The 17,705-nt window shown below is 69.1% G+C and carries 19 protein-coding genes and 1 tRNA gene; 11 read left to right on the top strand and 9 right to left on the bottom strand.

What is annotated here, in order from left to right:
• Nucleotides 1-15: 15 nt before the first annotated feature.
• The 7 genes from FBT69_10395 (at nucleotide 16) to FBT69_10365 (ending at nucleotide 6,349) form a co-directional block, all read left to right on the top strand.
• On the top strand, nucleotides 16-630 hold the full coding sequence (locus FBT69_10395; GenBank protein MDL1905202.1) for a histidine phosphatase family protein: 615 nt from the start codon (nucleotides 16-18) through the stop codon (nucleotides 628-630).
• Nucleotides 631-676: 46 nt separating this feature from the next.
• Nucleotides 677-1,519 (top strand): acetyl-CoA carboxylase carboxyltransferase subunit beta, encoded by an 843-nt coding sequence (locus FBT69_10390; GenBank protein MDL1905201.1) that lies wholly within the window; start codon nucleotides 677-679, stop codon nucleotides 1,517-1,519.
• The gene (locus FBT69_10385; GenBank protein ID MDL1905200.1) at nucleotides 1,516-3,384 is read left to right on the top strand and encodes an apolipoprotein N-acyltransferase; all 1,869 of its coding nucleotides are present in this window, start codon (nucleotides 1,516-1,518) and stop codon (nucleotides 3,382-3,384) included. The genes FBT69_10390 and FBT69_10385 overlap by 4 nt, the downstream gene beginning before the upstream one ends.
• A gap of 125 nt (nucleotides 3,385-3,509) precedes the next feature.
• Nucleotides 3,510-4,577, top strand: a complete 1,068-nt coding sequence (locus tag FBT69_10380) for a HEAT repeat domain-containing protein (protein MDL1905199.1) — start codon at nucleotides 3,510-3,512, stop codon at nucleotides 4,575-4,577.
• 270 nt (nucleotides 4,578-4,847) lie between these two features.
• A complete protein-coding gene (locus tag FBT69_10375; GenBank protein ID MDL1905198.1) occupies nucleotides 4,848-5,708 on the top strand; it encodes a hypothetical protein in 861 nt (286 codons plus the stop codon).
• A 70-nt stretch (nucleotides 5,709-5,778) separates the two neighbouring features.
• Entirely contained in the window at nucleotides 5,779-5,988 is a 210-nt protein-coding gene (locus FBT69_10370; GenBank protein ID MDL1905197.1) for a hypothetical protein, read from the top strand.
• Nucleotides 5,989-6,275: 287 nt separating this feature from the next.
• Nucleotides 6,276-6,349, top strand: a tRNA-Asp gene (locus FBT69_10365).
• A gap of 93 nt (nucleotides 6,350-6,442) precedes the next feature.
• Here FBT69_10365 and FBT69_10360 read toward each other — a convergent pair.
• From FBT69_10360 to FBT69_10345, 4 genes are all read right to left on the bottom strand, one after another.
• Nucleotides 6,443-7,207: a hypothetical protein gene (locus tag FBT69_10360; GenBank protein ID MDL1905196.1), complete on the bottom strand. Its 765-nt coding sequence runs from the start codon at nucleotides 7,205-7,207 to the stop codon at nucleotides 6,443-6,445.
• A 9-nt stretch (nucleotides 7,208-7,216) separates the two neighbouring features.
• Nucleotides 7,217-7,792: a hypothetical protein gene (locus FBT69_10355; protein MDL1905195.1), complete on the bottom strand. Its 576-nt coding sequence runs from the start codon at nucleotides 7,790-7,792 to the stop codon at nucleotides 7,217-7,219.
• A gap of 102 nt (nucleotides 7,793-7,894) precedes the next feature.
• Entirely contained in the window at nucleotides 7,895-8,110 is a 216-nt protein-coding gene (locus FBT69_10350; GenBank protein ID MDL1905194.1) for a helix-turn-helix domain-containing protein, read from the bottom strand.
• Complete coding sequence (locus FBT69_10345) at nucleotides 8,107-8,484, bottom strand: hypothetical protein (GenBank protein ID MDL1905193.1); 378 nt, start codon at nucleotides 8,482-8,484, stop codon at nucleotides 8,107-8,109. Before FBT69_10345 ends, FBT69_10350 begins: the two co-directional genes overlap by 4 nt.
• Before the next feature lie 112 nt (nucleotides 8,485-8,596).
• On the opposite strand from FBT69_10345, the gene rpsU reads away from it, so the two are divergent.
• The 4 genes from rpsU (at nucleotide 8,597) to FBT69_10325 (ending at nucleotide 13,578) form a co-directional block, all read left to right on the top strand.
• Nucleotides 8,597-8,815, top strand: a complete 219-nt coding sequence (gene rpsU / locus FBT69_10340; protein ID MDL1905192.1) for a 30S ribosomal protein S21 — start codon at nucleotides 8,597-8,599, stop codon at nucleotides 8,813-8,815.
• Nucleotides 8,816-9,131: 316 nt separating this feature from the next.
• Nucleotides 9,132-11,840 carry a sodium-translocating pyrophosphatase gene (locus FBT69_10335; protein ID MDL1905191.1) on the top strand — a complete coding sequence of 903 codons (2,709 nt, stop codon included), beginning with the start codon at nucleotides 9,132-9,134 and terminating at the stop codon, nucleotides 11,838-11,840.
• Between the two features lie 147 nt (nucleotides 11,841-11,987).
• The gene (locus tag FBT69_10330) at nucleotides 11,988-12,650 is read left to right on the top strand and encodes a PEP-CTERM sorting domain-containing protein (protein MDL1905190.1); all 663 of its coding nucleotides are present in this window, start codon (nucleotides 11,988-11,990) and stop codon (nucleotides 12,648-12,650) included.
• Between the two features lie 88 nt (nucleotides 12,651-12,738).
• Nucleotides 12,739-13,578 (top strand): hypothetical protein, encoded by an 840-nt coding sequence (locus FBT69_10325; protein MDL1905189.1) that lies wholly within the window; start codon nucleotides 12,739-12,741, stop codon nucleotides 13,576-13,578.
• Between the two features lie 72 nt (nucleotides 13,579-13,650).
• On the opposite strand, the gene FBT69_10320 is transcribed toward FBT69_10325, so the two are convergent.
• The 5 genes from FBT69_10320 to FBT69_10300 form a co-directional block, all read right to left on the bottom strand.
• On the bottom strand, nucleotides 13,651-14,685 hold the full coding sequence (locus FBT69_10320; protein ID MDL1905188.1) for a threo-3-hydroxy-L-aspartate ammonia-lyase: 1,035 nt from the start codon (nucleotides 14,683-14,685) through the stop codon (nucleotides 13,651-13,653).
• A gap of 405 nt (nucleotides 14,686-15,090) precedes the next feature.
• Nucleotides 15,091-15,711, bottom strand: a complete 621-nt coding sequence (locus FBT69_10315) for a cation transporter (protein ID MDL1905187.1) — start codon at nucleotides 15,709-15,711, stop codon at nucleotides 15,091-15,093.
• Between the two features lie 27 nt (nucleotides 15,712-15,738).
• The gene (locus tag FBT69_10310; protein MDL1905186.1) at nucleotides 15,739-15,924 is read right to left on the bottom strand and encodes a hypothetical protein; all 186 of its coding nucleotides are present in this window, start codon (nucleotides 15,922-15,924) and stop codon (nucleotides 15,739-15,741) included.
• Nucleotides 15,921-16,826 (bottom strand): metal ABC transporter permease, encoded by a 906-nt coding sequence (locus FBT69_10305; protein ID MDL1905185.1) that lies wholly within the window; start codon nucleotides 16,824-16,826, stop codon nucleotides 15,921-15,923. Before FBT69_10305 ends, FBT69_10310 begins: the two co-directional genes overlap by 4 nt.
• Nucleotides 16,823-17,698 (bottom strand): metal ABC transporter ATP-binding protein, encoded by an 876-nt coding sequence (locus FBT69_10300; protein ID MDL1905184.1) that lies wholly within the window; start codon nucleotides 17,696-17,698, stop codon nucleotides 16,823-16,825. Before FBT69_10300 ends, FBT69_10305 begins: the two co-directional genes overlap by 4 nt.
• Nucleotides 17,699-17,705 lie beyond the last annotated feature (7 nt).

Below are 17,705 nucleotides of genomic sequence, written 5' to 3'. Positions count from 1 at the left end.
GCACGACACGGGCCTATGGCCAAATCCACCGACATCAGGCTGTTGCTGGTCCGGACCGGCGCCACCGAATGGGAGGCTGCGGGTCGTCTCTGCGGCACGTGCGACCTCCCGCTCTCGCTGGAGGGTCGGCGGGACGTGAAAGAATCGGTATCTGCCGTCAACGGCGAGACGGTCTCTGTCGTCCTCTGCGGACCGGACGAAGCGAGCGTCGAGACGGCCAAGGCCTTGGCGGAGCGGACCGGCGCGAAGGTCCGAGAACTCGACGATCTGGCCGAGATCGGGCTTGGCCTGTGGGAAGGCATGTTGGCGAGCGAAGTCGAGGAGAAATACCCCACGGCGTACCGCCAGTGGAAGGACGACCCAACGAGCGTGACGCCTCCAGGGGGCGAGTCGCTCGCGGAGGCCGAGGAGCGCATCATCGGTGCGTTGTCGCGCGGACTGGCCAAGGCGAAGGGTGCCACGAGCGTGGTGCTCCGGCCGATGGCGCACGCGCTGGTGCGCAGCGCGCTGCAGAAGGTGCCTCCCTCGAGGCTGTGGGCGATGATGGACGAGGCGCCGGCGGTCGAATGGCGTTCGGCGCGCCGGGATGAACTGAGAGCGGGCGTCGAGCGCGCCCGCGCCGGAAGTTGACACGACCGCCCGCGCGCCGCAGGCGCATCTGGAAGGAAGCAGGGCCATGACACAGCTGGCGAACCGCAGTTGGAGCGACGTTCGGCCGCAGCGGCGTGCCGCGATCCCCGAGGGGCTGTGGATGCGCTGCCCCGGGTGCGCGCAGATGGTCTACCGCCGGCAGATGGAGGCGAACCTGCACGTCTGCCCCGAGTGCTCGCACCACTTCCGGATCAGCGCGACGGAGCGCGTCGCGCAACTGGCCGACCCCGGCTCGTTTCAGCCGATGTTCACTGACCTTGCACCGGGCGACCCGCTCGGATTCCGCGACCTGAAGGCGTACTCGGAGCGTCTGCGCTCGGAGCAGTTGCGGACGGGGCAGACGGACGCGGCCCTCGCCGGCGTCGCCTTCGTGAAGGGCCGGCAGGCGATGCTCTGCTGCCTGGACCTGACCTTCATGATGGGGTCGATGGGGAGCGTGGTGGGCGAGATCGTGACGCGGTCGATCGAGACGGCGACGGACCGGAACCTGCCACTGGTGATCGTGAGCTGCTCGGGCGGTGCGCGGATGCAGGAGTCGGGCCTTTCGCTGATGCAGATGGCCAAGACGAGCGCCGCGCTCGCGCGGCTCGACCGGGCCGGAGGGCTGTTCATCAGCGTGCTGACGGACCCGACGACGGGTGGCGTGACGGCGTCGTTCGCGATGCTGGGGGACGTGATCCTGGCCGAGCCGAACGCGCTGATCGGGTTTGCCGGGCCGCGGGTGATCCAGCAGACGATCCGCCAGGAACTGCCCCCGGGCTTCCAGCGGAGCGAGTTCCTGCTCAAGTCGGGGATCATCGACCGGGTGGTGTCGCGGCACGACCTTCGGAGCGAGATCGCCCGGGTCATCGACTACGCCGGCAAGTGACGCGCACGCGAGCGAATCAGCGGTCGAACGCGCCGCCCTGCCACCCCCCCCTTCGGCGGCGCGTCGCGTTCGCGCTGGGGCTGCTGCACGCCGCGCTGATGGTGGCGGCGTTCTCGCCGGTGGACATCTGGCCCGCCGCGCTGCTCGCCCCCGCGCCGCTGGTGTGGGTAGCGTTGCGTGCCGATCGGCCGGGAAGGGCCGGGTTCTGGGCCGCCCTGGGCGCCTCGGCGTTCTGGGCGTTCGAGCAGCGGTGGATCGCCGGCGTGGCGATCGCGGGCTTGCCGCTTCTCATCGCGTACCTTTCGCTGCAACAGTGGCTGTTCGTATGGGCGGTCGGGCGCGGGGCGAGGGCGTGGCCGCGGGTGGTTGGTGTGTGGGCGGCGGTGGCATGGGTCGGCGTCGAGTTCCTGCGCGGCGAGATCGTCTGGCACGGATACCCGTGGTACCTCGTCGGGCACCCGCTCCTCGACGCACCGTTCGGTCCGGCAGTGGCGTCGGCGGCTGGCGCGTACTGGGCATCCTTGCTCGTGTCGGCGGTGGGATGCGCGGTCGGCGCGTGGGCGGCGGGGGCGCGCGGGAGGGGCGGGGGACCGCTCCCTGACGGTCGCGGCTCGGTGGGGACTCGCCACTCGTTGACAGTCGGGATGATCGTCGTTGCGATCGCGCTGTGGAGCGCGTGCGGGCTGGCACCCGGGCCGGAGCGGGGGGGGGAGTACCGCGTCGCCGTGGTGCAGACGAACGTGCCGCAGAGCGTGCGGGGCACGTGGCCGCCGCTCCAGCGGCTGACCGACCTCGACTCGTTCATCGCCATGACCATCGAAGCGGCCCGCGAAGGGCCGGACCTCATCGTCTGGCCCGAGACGATGTTCCCGGGCGAGTCCCTCGCGGACGAGGATGCGTGGGCGGAGCGTGCCGCCCGCATCGTGTGGCGCGAGGAACGCCGGCCAGATCCGCCGGAGTGGGAGCGCATCATGTGGCGCGGCCTGGACGGCGACGAGGAGCCGACGCGCATCGAACGGGCCGTTGACAGCGGCGAATGGCTCGTCGTTCCCTCGATGGCGGCGTACGACACGCTGCTGGTCTGGCAGGCGGCGATCGGCGTACCAATGCTCGTCGGCGCGGACGGGTACGAGGGGCTGCGCATCGAGGCGGACGAAGAGGGCGTGCGACCGAGTTACCAGCGGCACTACAACAGCGCGTTCGTGCTGCACGAGGGGCGCGTCACGCCCCAGCGCTACGACAAGCTGCACCTGACGCCCTTCGGCGAGGTCATGCCGTACATCTCGGCGTGGCCCTGGCTGGAACGGACGATGCTGCGGATCGGCGTGGGCGCGTCGGGGATGAGTTTCGACCTCTCACCGGGGCGTGCGTCGGTTGTGCTGCGCGTGCCGCGGCCGGGGGGGGGCGAAGTCCGGGCGGCGACGCCGATCTGCTTCGAAGCGACGGTCGCGCGGGTCTGCAGGAGGCTGGTCTACGCCGGCGGCGAGCGGCAGGCGGACCTGATGGTGCAACTCACGAACGAGGGCTGGTTCGGCCGTGCCGACTCGGGGCGCGCGGAACACCTGCGGCTCGCTCGATGGCGGTGCGCCGAACTCGGCACGCCGATGGTCCGGGCAGCGAACACGGGCATCTCGGCGGCGATCGACCCCCGCGGCAAACCGCTCGCCGAGATGCCGTCGAACTCCGAAGGGGTGCTCGTCGTCAGCCTTCCGCTGGGTGCGGGGGGGACCATCTACGCCCGTGTCGGCGACGCGGCGGGTTGGGTGTCGTTGGCCCTGACGCTCGCTGGGCTGGGCTGGACGGCGACTCGGGGCCGCAGGGGACGAAACTTCGCCAGTCCGTCGGCAGACTCTGCCGACCAATGATCCATCGGACTTGAACGCCGGTGGAAGGACCGGCGTATGACGATCCTCACGGTCCCCAAGGGAACGAGCCGCGACCGTCAGGGAGCGGTTCAAACCCGTCGACCCGATCCTCCGAGGCTGCCACCATGAACACACGATCCACGCTCGCCATGACCATCGCCGCCACGCTGATCCTGGGCGGGTGCGGCTCATCGGGACGGCAGGCCGAGAATCCGACGACGCAGCCTCGCACGGCGGCGAGGAGCGACCGAGCGTCCGATCCGGTGCGGATCACGGGGTTGCGCGAGCAGGCGATCGCGACGCTGACGGAGTTGTCGTCGGATATCGACCCGCAGGTGCGTGCGAACGTGCTCGAGGCACTGGTCATCGCCCCGGCGCGGCTCGAACCGATCGCGGCCGCAGGGCTGCGCGACTCGAACGAGGGCGTGCGCGCGGTGGCGGCGATGGCCGTCGGCAAGGCGCGGCTGACGCGCCTCGCCTCGGCGGTCGAGCCGCTTCTCTCGGACCCCTCGCCGCGCGTGCAGACCTCGGCGATCTACGCGCTGCGGCGCCTTGGGCGCGAAGTGGATCCGACGCCGCTGGCATCGTTCGCGCTGGGCGATCCGAGGCCGTCGGTCCGGGCGCACGCGGTCTGGGCGCTCGGAGAGTTGGGCGATCCGTCAGCATTGCCGCTGCTTCGAGAGGCGGCGGCGCGCCCGATGCCCCGCGCCGGCGATGCGGAAGTGCGCCTGATGCGCCTCCAAGTCGCCGAGGCGATGCTCAAACTGGGCGACGACGAGCAGTTGCATCCCCTCCACGCCGCACTTTTCGTTTCCCGACCCGAGCACTTGGAGACCGCCGCGCTCGCCGCCCAGATTCTCGGGGAGGTCGGCAACCGCTCCTCGATCCCCGACCTGCGGAACCTCGCGGTCTTCCGCGACGAGCGCGGGAACCAGATGCCCGCGGAGGTCCGCCTTGCCGCGGTGGGTGCCCTGGCGAAACTGGGCCAGACCGACGGCTCGTTCATCGCCGAGGAGTACGCGGCCCATCCCAGCCCGCTGGTGCGTGCCCAGGCGGCCGTGGTCTTCGGCGAGACGACCGGTCCGAACAACGCCGCTCGCCTTGAAGCCCTGCTCAGAGACCCGGAGGAGCGGGTTCGGGTGGCGGCAGCAGCGGGAGTGCTCCGGTACGCGGACAGGTCGGCAGGGCGGTGAGTACAGGGTCGGCAAGGCCCCACCCCGGAAGGAGGGCCCCCGCCGGCGTGACGGGCGTTCTGGCAGTCCGCGATTGACAGGCTACGATCGGCCCGGTATCAAACGGGACGCGCGTCCGGCCCGTGGGGGGTCGCCCTGCCGGCGGATCGGCAGCCGCGGCGGCTCGGGACGCGAAGAGGAGCCTGGACCCACCTCCCGCCGATGCGCCCGAGCGGCGTGTCGCGGGGTCGCCGCCACGAGAGGCGGGCACACACGCCCGAGGAGCAGACCGTGCACATTCTCACCAAGGTGTTCGTCGTGTTCGCCGCCGTGCTGGCGCTGGTGCTGGCCGCGCTGACGATGACCTACAGCGTCAACGCGGACCGCGTCGAGGCGGACTATCGCAACGCGCTGGCCCGCGCCGCAGAGGCCGCCGCCGCACGCGACGCCGCGACCAGCCAGTTCTCCGAGATGCAGAACCGGCTGACCAGGCAGGTCGACCAGCTGAGCACGGACAACGCGAACCTGCGCTCGCAGATCCGCGACCTGCTCACCGAGAACTCACGCCTGCTCGCCGACAAGCGCAAGGCGGAGGAAGACGCCCAGTCCACGAAGAACCAGATCGGGGACTTCGTCGAGTCAATCAAGGCCCAGGCGTCGCTCATCGAGTCGTACCGGGCCGAGGTGACCGCGCTGCGCACCAGCGAACTGCGCTTGCGCCGTGAGACCCTCAGCCTCGAAGACAGGCTGAACGACCTCGAAAGCCAGCGGCAGGTCTACGAGCAGACCACCCGCGCACTGCAGGAGCAGCTCGTGGCGACGCAGCGCGCGCTCCAGTCGGCCCAGCAGGGCACGCTCACCGCGGGCGGACGGGCCGACCAGCCCTACGAGGCCACGGGCGCGCTCATCACCGGCCGCGTCACCAAGGTCCGAAAGGACCCCGCCACCGGCCAGACGCTCGTCGAACTGAACGTCGGCACCAACGACCGCGTGGCGGAGAACATGAAGCTCTACGTCGGCCGCGGGCGCGACCAGTTCGTGGCGAACCTCGTCGTCGTGACGACCGACCTGAACAACTCGGTGGCGCGGGTGGACCTGCTCGCCGGCGACGCTGTCCGTGAAGGCGACCTCGTCCTGAGCCGACTCTACTGATGATCGATCCCGCCCACGCACCTTCGGCCGGTTCCCTCCGGCCTTCCGCCTCATCTCCCAGGAGCGACCCATGAGCCAGTTCGGGATGCAGATGCCGGGCGGACGTGCCCACCGCGGCGCAAGCCCCGATGTCTACACCGCCCTGGCCGTGCTGGCGACGCTGGCGCTGCTCGCGGCGTGCGCGTTCGTCTACGTCCAAGGCTCGAAACTCAGCCCCAAGGGCGACGCGATCTCGATCCAGGAGCCGGGCAGGATCACGCTGCCGCAGCAGGGGCGGTGAGTCGGCACGCCTTCACGCGACCCGACGCCGCCGACCCGACGAGCCGCGATCGTGAGGGAGCGGTTCGCACGACACCCGCAACGAGCCGCAACCGTGAGAGGGCTGATGCCCAGGAACTCTCAGGCCACGCCACAGGCCGCGTGGTCACCGGTCTCCCGAGGCAGACTTGACCGGCCCCCGGCATGGCGTATGTTTCCGGTACCCCGGCCCCAAGGCCCGGACGAGCGGCCCGGAGAGGCCCGCTCGGCCCGCCGCCCGCCAGGCCGCGGGGCGACAAGCCGACGATTGGGGCGGTAGCTCAATTGGTTAGAGTACCGGACTGTCGATCCGGTGGTTGCGGGTTCGAGTCCCGTCCGCCTCGCTTGAAAACGCCTCTGGCACGATGCCAGGGGCGTTTTTATTGGACCGATGGGTCACTGGTGCGGGAGGCGGGTCACTATCACAAGTTCGATGGTCATGGTGTCATCAGCCGCTTGGACTCAACATGCTGTTGGCCTGTTCGGGTGATTCTGAACCGTTCACCGTCCCGGTGGACAAGGGCTTTGTGGTCCACCAGCCCGCGCAGAGTCCGGCTGAGGTTTCTTCTCATCGACGGACGTGCCCAGGACTCCAGTTCAGCGTACTTTGCTCCCTCCGGCCCGCGCTGATAGAGCAGCAAGAGCACGAAGTCACTGGCCCCAAGGTCGGTTCGCAGCACCTTCAGAAACCCGTCAAAGTCCTCGATTGCGGGGGCAGCGCGCGTAACGATGCTGTCAACAGTCCGCTGCGCAACATTGGCGGGGACCGAGTGGTACAGCCGCACGAACTCGGCAAGCGCCCAGTCCAACACCGCCACTACCAGCCCGGCATCCTGTAGGTTGGGGTCGATGCCATCCGCAAGGTGTGCGTTGTCCCGTTTGTTCCGAATGTCGTAGACCATCCGCAGAGCACGGGGCAGGTGGAGCCGCACAGAGTCGGGATGCTGGCCGTTCGGGATGTTGCTGAGTGTGCGGATCAGGCCGTCAGTGTTCAGTTGGGTTCCCAGCGGCTCGAACGACCCGGTGGTAATCTGTTGGAGCAAGCGGAACGCGGCTTCGCAGAACCGCCCACCCTCCACGGCACTGAGCCGAAGACCGCCCAAGTAGTAGTTCCGTTTGGCCTCTTGGTGTGCCGACAGCATCTCATCAACCAGTTGGTCATTCAGAGAAGCCGTCAACCCTTGGCGGACTTGTTGCAGCATGGGTTAGCCTCACGCGCCGCTCTTTGACTTTCGGCCCGGCTTGCTCTTGCCGCGTGGTCTGCGGCGTTTGGGTGCATCCGCAATAGCCTGCGCCATAGCATCGCGGTCGGGCAGTGCTTTCACCACGTCTTCGCCAAGTGGAGTGAGTTGCTTCTTTCCGGCTCCAGCGTGAGACAGGAAGCCGCTCTGCGAAACAGCATTACGGGCGGTTGCAGAAGCATTCGAGAACTTCGCACCTGCCGCCTCTGTATTCAGCGCCGTGATGTCTTTGGTCTTGAAGTGGGGAGTGTCGCGGGCATGAGTGAGGAAGTACGCCAAGCATATAAGCCGCTCAAGATCGGTGTGGGGCTTCTTCTCGCGGAGGAAGTCTTTGGCGGTCATCGACTTGATGTCCGTTGCATCGGATGTACGGCTGTTCTTGGCCCCCTTTTCCGCTCCGCCGTTGCCTGCGGGTTCGGACATGCCGAGACCCCTGTAGATCATCGACAGGGCAAAGTCCCGCTGGGTGCTGTCCAGAGGTTCCAAAGCCTCAAGGCACGTCTGAATAGCCTTGAAACTCTCGGCAATCATCGTCTTGCTTTCCATTGCAGGTACTCCATAGCGATGCCATGATTGGCGTCGTGCTGTACGGCTATGGTAGCACCTATCTTGCGGTCAAGCCTCAATCATCCCTGCCCCGCTGGCCGGTCAAGTTGCGGGCAGGCCCGGCCTTGTCAGCACCTCCAGCACGTCATCCAGCCGCCCGGCTTCGATGTAGTGCCTGCCCAAGTGGATCAGGCCGGGGCACTCGCCCGCATGGATGAGACGCCACAGGTCCATCGGAGCGCAGCCCAGGCGGGCGGCGGCCTCATCGACGGACAGCAACGGGCACACCACCCCGTAGTTCCATGCCTTGCCCTTCACGCCACCCCCGCCGCCTCATCCCCACCGGCAAGGTGGGCGCGCTGCCGAAGGTTCGCGGCCACGGCGGGAGTGAGACCGAGCCGGTCGGCGGCGGCTACGTCGATCAGCAAGCCCACCGCCGCCGTGGTCACGGTGTTGGGCAGCAAAGGCCCGATGGAATCGAGCACGCGACGAACCAGCCGCCCGAAGTCGGCATCCTTGGAACCGTCGCCCCAGCGGAAGGCCGTGGCGCTGGCGTGGTACTGAATCACGCCGAAGACCGGCGGCTCATCCAGCGTCGCCATGATCTTGGCGCGCGCCAGGTCGGCAACGTCCGGTACCGCTCTTGAAGCCCGAAAGGTCGGCGCGACACCGATTGAGAGGGCATTCGGCACGCGATCGTCATGTGGTTGCCAGTGGACATTGGGGCCTTGATCGGTCGGCCCGGGCTTCCTTTACTCTTGGCCCCGGCGGGAGGCCCTCGGCCGGCGAGAGGACGGAGCAGGTATGGCGATCAGGATCAAGTCACGCGGCGGCGAGTCGGTCGAGCAGATGATGAAGCGCTTCAAGAAGCTCTGCGAAAAAGAGGGGCTGACGAAGGACATCAAGCGCAAGGAGTTCTACGAGAAGCCCTCCGAGCGTCGTCGCCGGGCCATGCGGAAGTCGGTGAACCGCCGCATCCGCACCGAGACGATGCCAGCCCGGCCCCCGCGCCCGCCCCGCTGAGTCTCCACCCGGTCCCGCAGCCTGATCCCGACCGATGACCGAACCCCCCGCTCTGTCGGGGGGTGTTTGTTTTTGGCTCTTCCGGGGTTGTGGGACCGGGAAGCCGGTGGTGTTCCGCAGCGCGGGCTGAAGCCCTGCGGCTCGGAGTTCTGAGCGTCTTCCGACAGGCTCGGAGTGGGGTTCACCGGCGCGTTAGTGGGGGCTATGCTTTGCCCCCTGTGTTCCCCGCCGGTCGCGCGGGGCCGCGATCGGGTCGGTCGCGGCATGGGGTACCCGTCAGAGTGCAGACCCGGAGACCACGCCGATGAGCCTGTCGATGCTCCCCACGCTGGCCGCGATTGAGAACGTCCCGCCGGTTTTTTACCTTGCACCCGCCGCCGCGCTGGCCGCGCTGGTGATGGCCCGCGTGTTCACCGCGAGCGTGATGAAGCGGTCCGAGGGTGACGACGAGATGGTGCGGATCGCCGCGGCGGTGCGCGAGGGCGCGATGGCGTACCTGGTGCGCCAGTACAAGGTCGTCGCGGTCGTGTTCGTTGCCCTTGTCGCGTTCCTGGCGCTGCTCTCCGCGTTGCACCTTCAGCCCGCGCTGTCGATGCTGGGCGTGCCGGTGGCCGGGCTGCTCTCGGGCGTGTGCGGGTGGTTCGGCATGAGGATGGCGACGAACGCGAGCGCCCGCACGGCGAACGCGGCCAAGGAGTCGCTCAACGACGGGCTGACAGTGGCATTCCGCTCGGGCGCGGTCATGGGCCTGAACGTGGTCGGGTTCGCGCTGCTGGACGCTTCGTTCTGGTTCTTCGTGCTCAACATGTTCACGGACTTCGGCATCGCGGACCTGACGACGATCATGCTGAGTTTCGCGATGGGGGCGAGCACGCAGGCGCTCTTCGCCCGCGTGGGCGGCGGCATCTACACCAAGGCCGCGGACGTGGGCGCGGACCTCGTGGGGAAGGTCGAGGCGGGCATCCCTGAGGACGACGCCCGCAACCCGGCGACGATCGCGGACAACGTGGGCGACAACGTCGGCGACGTGGCGGGCATGGGCGCGGACCTCTACGAGTCGTACTACGGCTCGATCCTGGCGACGATGGCGCTGGGGGCTGCCGCGGCGTTCTCGATCCCGAACCTCGGGGGCGGGGCGGAGGGGTTGGCCTTCAAGCTGGCGGCCGCGCCGCTCGCGCTGGCCGGGCTGGGCATCCTTTGCTCGGTGCTGGGCATCTTCACGGTGCGCACGGCCGAGAACGCGACGTTCGCGCAGCTGCTTAAGGGTCTGCACAAGGGCGTCTACGTCGCGTCCGCGCTCATCATCGTGGCGGCGTTCGGGCTGCTCTACATGCTGCTGGGCGGGTCGAGCGGGCAACTGGCCGAGGCGGGGACGGCGTGGTGGCGGCTCGGCCTGTCGATCACGGCGGGTCTGGTCGCGGGCAACGTGATCGCCTACGCGACGGAGTACTACACCTCCTACGAGCATCCGCCGACGAAGCGGATTTCGACGCAGGCGCTGACAGGGCCGGCGACGGTCATCATCGCCGGCATCGCCGAGGGCATGAAGTCCACGTGGGCGTCGCTCCTGACGGTCGTGATCGCGATCATCGCGGCGTTCACCTTCGCGGGCGGGGGCGAGAGTTTCCTGATGGGCCTCTACGGCGTGTCGATCGCGGCGGTGGGTATGCTGGCGACGCTCGGCATCACCCTGGCGACGGACGCCTACGGGCCGATCGCCGACAACGCGGGCGGCAATGCGGAAATGACCGGCCAGCCGCCCCACGTGCGAGAACGGACGGACATGCTGGACTCGTTGGGCAACACGACGGCGGCGACGGGCAAGGGGTTCGCCATCGGATCGGCCGCGCTGACCGCGCTGGCGCTCTTCGCCGCATACGTACAGATCGTGCAGGTGCAGCTGACGCGGCAGGCGGAGGCCTACGTTGCGCGATCGTCCTATGCCGCGCCCGCGTCGGGCGATCACGCGGTCTACACGGGGCACGGGCGGTTTGCGATCGTGGTACCAGGGGCGGCCGGGGCGAAGTCCTACGTCGATTGCGGGATGCTGGTGGACCGCGACCAGCTGGCGGGCATGCACTTCGGGGAGACGGTGAGCAAGGGGACGGTCTTCGACCTGCGGGCGTTGTCGCGCTACGGGCACGAGGACGAGGGTGAGCCGAAGATCGAGTCGTCGCGACGGTTCGTGCTCTCGAAGACGCTGAGGCACGGCGACCACGAGCACGAGCTGGCGTTCGAGGTCGTGGGGACGCGGAACGGCACGCTCGAGGACGTCATCGAGTTCTATGGCGTGAGCCTGACGAACCCCCGGGCGCTCGGCGGGCTTTTCATGGGCGTGCTGCTGGCGTTCCTGTTCTGCGCATTGACGATGAACGCGGTGGGCCGTGCCGCCTACGCCATGATGGGCGAATGCCGCCGACAGTTCGGCAAGATGCGCGAGGCGTTCCGCAAGCAGGGCATGAGCGAGGCCGATGTGGCGAACCCGGAGAAGTGGCCCAAGCGAGTCGAGTTCGAGGGCGTGCAGTACCCCGAGTATGCCAAGTGCGTGTCGATCTCGACGGCGGGTGCGCAGAAGGAGATGATCCTGCCTTCGATCCTGGCGATCTTCGTGCCGATCCTGGTCGGGCTGGTGCTGGGCGTGCCGGGCGTGATGGGCCTGCTCGCGGGTGGGCTGGTGTCGGGCTTCGCGGTGGCCGTGTTCATGGCGAACGCGGGCGGCGCGTGGGACAACGCCAAGAAGTTGATCGAGTCGTTCGGGCGCATCACGGCCGACAAGTTCCTCGACGACCCGGCCCGGGCCGAGGACTACCGCCGCAACGGCAAGGGGTCCGCCTACGTGTACGGCAAGGGGTCGGACGACCACAAGGCGGCCGTCGTAGGCGACACGGTCGGCGACCCGTTCAAGGACACTTCCGGGCCGTCGCTGAACATCCTGATCAAGCTGATTTCGATCGTGTCGGTGGTGTTCGCGGGGCTGATCGTGGCGTACGGGCCGATTGTGAGTGAGATGCTCGGATTGCACTGACAGAACACGAACGAGAGGTTGCACCCGATTTCGGCTCCGGTCTTGAACGAGTGTCCTAGGCCCGGGTAATCTAGTGGCACTCCGCTCGGGCGCATGAGGCCCAGCTCGATCGGCGTTGGTTCCGTGGGGCCTCGGAGAGGGACAGTCATGAAGAAGACAGTTGCGTTGGTCATGGTGTGCGCGGCGGGTGTCGCTTCCGCGCAGACTCCCATCGGCCCGTTCTCGGGCGCGATGTCCGAGACTTGGGAAGGGTTCCCGACCTACTCGCAGAACCCCAACTTCTACGAGGACGCGTTCGGCCCGATCTCGACCTTCGGCGGGAACGCGATGGTCTCGTCGCCGTGGTCCGGTCAGGGCGGCATCCTCGTCGTCTACAGCCCGTTCATCGACGGCTTCGGGCTCGGGAACTACGGCGGCGCCCAGGTGAGCGACGGCCAGAACGGCATGGGCATCAACACCGGCTTCCCCGCCCAGCCCGTCAAGATCGACTTCAGCACACCGGTGACCGACTTCGGCGGCTACTGGGGCGCGGCCGACATCTTCGGGTTCCCCACCGTGCCGATCGTGTTCGACTTCTACGACGCCGGCGGGAGCCTGATCGGCTCGGCGACAGAGAACTACTCCGCTCCCGGAAACGGCGCGCTGATGTGGTTCGGCTGGAACTTCAACAACATCGGCGCGGTCAAGACGATCGTCTACACGGGCGACTATGTCGTGAACGACGGCCTGCAGGCCAACCCGGTACCCGCCCCTGCTTCGCTCGCCCTGGCGAGCCTCGGCGTGTTCGCGCTCGGCCGCCGTCGCCGCTGAGCGTCCTCGTCAACCTGGTCCTTCACAGGGGTCGGCCCGTGCCGGCCCCTTTTTCGTGCGCCCGCGGCGCGCCGGGTAGACTGCGCGCATGTCGCCATCGCTCACCATCCTGCTCGTGACGCTCGCCGCGATGCTCTTCGGCGCGGGCCTGCTGCACCTCGTGCCGCGCCTGGGGCCGGGGGGGCGTGCGTTGTCTGGCGCGCTCAGCCGCGCGCCGCTGCTGGACATCGTGGTGACGTACTTCACGGTCGCGCCCCTGATCGCGGGGCCGATCGCGGGGGCGAGGCTCTCGCCGGAGACGCCGTGGCTCGGCGCGGGTCTGGGCCTGCTCGCGGGCGTGCTGGGGCAGATCGCGGCGGTCATGGTCTGGACCGTGCTGCACGAACTCGCCCACCCGGAGGCCCGGCGCGGGCCGCGCATCGTCCACACGCTGAACCGCAAGGTCGGCCGCGTGCGGAACCACGCGGCGGTGTGGTGGACGGCGTGGGCGGTGCCGGTGTTCTGGGTGATCCGGGTGGCGCAGTACTTCGTGTATCCGCCGCTGACGTGGCTGGTGCGGCTGCCGAGGTACCGGGCGTCGGAGTGGGTGAACGTCTCGCGCCACAAGTTCCGTGGGCTTGTGGGGCACGACCTCATCTGGTGCCTCTACTGCGACTGGATGACGGGCGTGTGGTCGCTCGGCGGCGAGATGCTTCGCAACGTGGAGAGCTTCTGGTGCCCCATCAGATTCGACTCGGGCAAGAAGTGTGACAACTGCCGAGTCGATTACCCGGACATCGCCGGCGGGTGGGTTGCGGCGGACGCGGACATGGCGGCCGTGGCGCGCGTCCTGGACGAGAAATACCCGGGTCCGGGCGGCACGAACGCCTGGTTCGGGCACCCCGCACGGCTGACGGTGGAGGGGAAAGAGAGGAGTCCTGAGTCTTGAGTTCAGAGTCTTGAAGCGATCTGCACCACGTTCTTTCCGGCGCCTCAGGACTCAAGACTCAAGCCCCAGGACTCAGGACTCCGCCAGCCGGATCAGCTCGGGCACCGTTGACAGGTCGAGGTTGCCGCCGCTGATGATGACGCCGACGGTTCGGCCGGCAACTTCGTCGGGCTGCTCGCGGGCGAGGCGGAGGAGGCCCGCGAGGGCGAGCGCGCCGGTCGGTTCGACGACGAGTTTCAGCCGTTCCATGGCCAGCAATGCGGCACGGGCGATCTCGCCTTCGCTCGCCGTCATCATGTCGTCCACGTGGCGCGTGACGAGCGCGAAGGTGTGGCGGCCGAGGGACGGGGTGCGCGCGCCGTCGGCGATCGTCGGCGGGTTGCGGACGGTGCGCAGCACGCCGTCGCGGAAACTGCGGGTGGCGTCGTCGGCGAGTTCCGGCTCGACGCCGATAATTCGGCAGGCGCGGCACACCGCCCGCGTGGCGACGGCACACCCCGAGAGCAAGCCCCCGCCGCCGCACGGAACGAGCAGCACGTCGATCGGCCCCGCGTCCTCGCAGAGTTCGAGCCCCGCGGTTCCCTGGCCGGCGATGACGGCGGGGTGGTCGTAGGGAGGCACGACCGTCATGCCGCGCTCGGCGGCCAGGCGCGCCCCGAGTTCCTCGCGCACCGTCGTCGCGGGGTCGTAGAGCACGACCTCGCTCCCCTTCGGCGCGCGCTCCAGGTACGCCCGCGTCGCCGCGAGTTTCACGCGCGGGGCGTTCTCGGGCATCACGATGACGGCGGGCGCGCCGAGCAGCGACGCCGCGAGCGCGACCGCCTGGGCGTGGTTGCCGCTGGAGTAAGCGAGCACGCCGGCGCGGCGTGCGTCGTCGCTGAGCGAGGCGATGGCGTTGTACGCGCCGCGGAACTTGAACGCGCCGACGCGCTGGAGGTTCTCGCACTTGAAGCGGGCGAGTGTGCCCGTGATGAAGTCGATGGAGCGCGACGACACCACCGGCGTGCGGTGCGCCACGCCGTGCAGCCGGGCCGCGGCGGCGCGGACGTCGTCAATGGTGACGCGGTCGCGCAGCGAAGCGTCGGGAGGCGTGCCTTCGGCGGGCATAGGCAAACGATAGCGGGTGGACGAAAAAGGCCGCCGCCCGGAAAGGGACGGCGGCCGAGATTCGGACTCCGTAGGAGTCGCTGTGGGCTGCACCGCGGGCAACCCGTCGGTCTGCCCGCTTCTAGCGGGGCAGCCCTCGCGTACAGGCATGCTTCACTGGATCACCTCCTTCAGAAAGAGCCATCCCAGCCGCGCGGCGCTGCACACGCCGCCGCCGGGCTTCTCCCCCCCGGGCCGTCGCCCGGGGCACACCGCCCGCAAGGCGTTCGCCCTGCGGTCGTCGCGGGTCGTCCGGCCGCCTCGGGGAGTGGTTCTCACGCCCTCGGCCGGGTCGGCGCTGGCCGCGATGTCGGCATTATCGTCCGACGATTTCCCTACGCAAGAGAAAAGTCGCGGGTTCCTGGGTCACGGGTGCGGTTGGTGCGGCGTGGCGTCGCGGTACTCGCGTCTGGCCGCACCCCAGACCTCCCAGGCCGCCCCGGCGTTGATGGCGACGATGCCGACGCCGACAACGAGGTCCGGCCAGATGGAAGGGCGAACGAGCGTCAGAAGTCCGGCGGCGACGATCGCGACGTTGGCGAGAGCGTCGTTGCGTGCCGAGAGAAACGCCGCGCGGGTGAGGCTGCCCGAGTGGGTGCGGAACCGAGCGAGCAGGAATGCACAGAAGAGGTTCACGGCCAGCGCGCCGCCGCCGGTCGCAGTCAGCGGGTACGGCGCGGGCGGCACGGGGTGCGCGATCTTGCGCCACGCCGTCCAGAGCGCGGCGAGCGCGGGTACGAGCAGAATGCAGGCGAGAGCCATGCCGACGCGGGCACGGTTGCGGGGCGACCAGGAGAGTGCGGCGAGGATCAGAAAGTTGACGGCGGCGTCTTCGAGGAAGTCAACGCTGTCGGCGAACAGCGAGACGGAGCCGATGGAGACGGCGACCGCGAACTCGACGCCGAAGTAAGCGAGGTTCAGGAACGCGACGACACGCAGTGCGGCGCGGAAACGGTCGTGCGAGAGAGTATCCAAAGAGGGTTCCATACGGTGGTCCGGACCGTCGCAACACGATCAATCCTCGAACTCGTCGAACGCCCCCTGCGCGGCCTGCTCGTCGAGGTACTTCTGGAACTCGCCCATCTTGTAGGAGACGAAGCAGAAGACATGGTGCAGCGTGAGCCACTCGACGTCGCTCGGGTCCTCGTCGAGGTCTTTGCGCAGCCGGTTCAGCTCGGCGAGGATCGTTTCGGCCTTCATGCGGGTCTCTCCTGTTGGGTCGCGCGCCGGGCGAGGATGGTCGAGCAGGCTCGGGCCGCGACGAACATCGCTGTCAGTGAAAGAACGATGCTCGGGCCTGGCTGCCAGTTCATCTCGAAACTCAGCACAAGTCCGGCGGCGACGCCCAGCACACCGACGGCGAGCGCGATGGCGTAGACAGGGCGGAGGCGGTCGCTCAGTTCGAGCGCCGCCGCGCCGGGGAGAACGAGGAGAGCGGTGGCGAGCACGACGCCGGCGAGGCGCATGGTGACGACGATGGCGAGCGCGAGAACGATGAGCAGCAGGGATCGCATGGCGTGCGAGGGCACGCCGAACGCTGCGCTCGCGCCCTCGTCGAACGCCCAGAAGAGCATCGGGCGGCGGTACCACCAGGCCGTGGCAAGAACACCCGCAGTGACGATGGCGGCCAGCACGGCGTCCGCGGTGCCGACGTTCAGCACCGAGCCGAAAAGGATGGACTCGACGCCCGGGGGGGGGGGTAGTCCCGCGTCGCGCATCCTGCCCGCCACGCCGCGGATGAGCAGGAATCCGACCGCCATCGACGCGGCGAGTACGATGCCGATGGCCGTGTCCGTGCGCGCCCCGGGCCGGTCGCTGAGCCAGGCGATGCCGAGCGCGGCGGCGACGCAGAAGAGCGTGACGACGGCGAGCAGGCCGGCGCCCTGCGTCGCCCACCCAGCAACCATGCCGAGCGCGAGCGCCACGCCCACGCCCCCGAAGGCCGCGTGGCTCACGCCCTGCCCCACGAACGCCATGCGCTTGAGCACGACGGGCACGCTGAGAGCCGAGCAGAGCGTGCCGACCAGCAGTCCCACCAGCACCGGCGGCCAGAAGGTGGCCCGGAGTTCCGGCGCGCCGAAGAGGTATTCGAGCGTTCTCATGCCCCGCTCCCCCCCTTGGCGTGGTCGAGGTCGTGGTGGTGGTGCGCGGGGTCGTCGCAGCCCGCGGCGGGGTGGGCGTCCACATGCACCTCGCCGAAAACGCCCTCGACGTCGTGCCGGAAGACCTCGGCCAGCACCGCGGGAGTCAGCCCCTCTGGCGCGACATGCGAGTGCAGCGTGCGGCTGAGGCAGGCGACGCGGTCGCTCGCGGCAGCGATCGTGCGCAGGTCGTGGCTCACGACGACGATGGTGACGCCGAGCCGGTCGCGCAGGCTGGTGAGCAGGTCGGCGAAGCGGCGCTGGCCGGTCACGTCGATGCCGACGGTCGGCTCGTCAAGCAGCAGCACTCGCGCGCCGACGGCGAGCGCGCGTGCGATGAGCGTCCGCTGCAACTGCCCGCCGGAGAGTTTGCCGACCGGCCGCTCGGCGAGGCCCGCGATGCCGAGCAGCGACATGGACTCCTCGACGCGCCGCCGGTCCTCGACCGAGAGCCGCGCGAAGCCTGTCAGCCTCCCCGCCGGCCCGAGTTCGACCGCCTGCCGCACGCTGATCGGGAAGGCAAGCTCCGCGTCGCTCCGCTGGGGCACGTAGCCGATGAGGCATTCGCGCCGTGCCTGCTCGGGCGTGCGTCCGAAGATGCGCACCGTCCCGCGCTGGCACGGCAGGAGGCCGAGCGTGATGCGCATGAGCGTGGTCTTGCCAGCGCCGTTGGGGCCGAGGATGCCGAGGCGCTCGCCGGGTTCGACGCGGAGGGTGATGTCGCGCAGGGCCTCGACCGCGCCGCCGTCGCCGCCCGCGACCGGGCGCGGGTATGCGAAGCCGACGCCGACGTAGTCGATCGCGGGGACGGCGTTCGCTGGCGCGTCGGGCATCGCGTGG

This window comes from Synechococcales cyanobacterium CNB, assembly GCA_030263455.1.
Taxonomy (GTDB): domain Bacteria; phylum Planctomycetota; class Phycisphaerae; order Phycisphaerales; family UBA1924; genus CAADGN01.
Note: the sequence above shows the minus strand (reverse complement) of the source record. Positions and strands in the feature narration are given on the sequence as shown.

Excerpts from the sequence above, each read along its gene's own strand:
- FBT69_10395 (MDL1905202.1), top strand. The coding sequence starts at position 16 with ATGGCCAAATCCACCGACATCAGGCTGTTGCTGGTCCGGACCGGCGCC.
- FBT69_10390 (MDL1905201.1), top strand. The coding sequence starts at position 677 with ATGACACAGCTGGCGAACCGCAGTTGGAGCGACGTTCGGCCGCAGCGG.
- FBT69_10380 (MDL1905199.1), top strand. The coding sequence starts at position 3,510 with ATGAACACACGATCCACGCTCGCCATGACCATCGCCGCCACGCTGATC.
- FBT69_10370 (MDL1905197.1), top strand. The coding sequence starts at position 5,779 with ATGAGCCAGTTCGGGATGCAGATGCCGGGCGGACGTGCCCACCGCGGC.
- FBT69_10360 (MDL1905196.1), bottom strand. The coding sequence starts at position 7,207 with ATGCTGCAACAAGTCCGCCAAGGGTTGACGGCTTCTCTGAATGACCAA.
- FBT69_10355 (MDL1905195.1), bottom strand. The coding sequence starts at position 7,792 with ATGGAAAGCAAGACGATGATTGCCGAGAGTTTCAAGGCTATTCAGACG.
- rpsU (MDL1905192.1), top strand. The coding sequence starts at position 8,597 with ATGGCGATCAGGATCAAGTCACGCGGCGGCGAGTCGGTCGAGCAGATG.
- FBT69_10335 (MDL1905191.1), top strand. The coding sequence starts at position 9,132 with ATGCTCCCCACGCTGGCCGCGATTGAGAACGTCCCGCCGGTTTTTTAC.
- FBT69_10330 (MDL1905190.1), top strand. The coding sequence starts at position 11,988 with ATGAAGAAGACAGTTGCGTTGGTCATGGTGTGCGCGGCGGGTGTCGCT.
- FBT69_10325 (MDL1905189.1), top strand. The coding sequence starts at position 12,739 with ATGTCGCCATCGCTCACCATCCTGCTCGTGACGCTCGCCGCGATGCTC.
- FBT69_10320 (MDL1905188.1), bottom strand. The coding sequence starts at position 14,685 with ATGCCCGCCGAAGGCACGCCTCCCGACGCTTCGCTGCGCGACCGCGTC.
- FBT69_10315 (MDL1905187.1), bottom strand. The coding sequence starts at position 15,711 with ATGGAACCCTCTTTGGATACTCTCTCGCACGACCGTTTCCGCGCCGCA.
- FBT69_10310 (MDL1905186.1), bottom strand. The coding sequence starts at position 15,924 with ATGAAGGCCGAAACGATCCTCGCCGAGCTGAACCGGCTGCGCAAAGAC.
- FBT69_10305 (MDL1905185.1), bottom strand. The coding sequence starts at position 16,826 with ATGAGAACGCTCGAATACCTCTTCGGCGCGCCGGAACTCCGGGCCACC.
- FBT69_10300 (MDL1905184.1), bottom strand. The coding sequence starts at position 17,698 with ATGCCCGACGCGCCAGCGAACGCCGTCCCCGCGATCGACTACGTCGGC.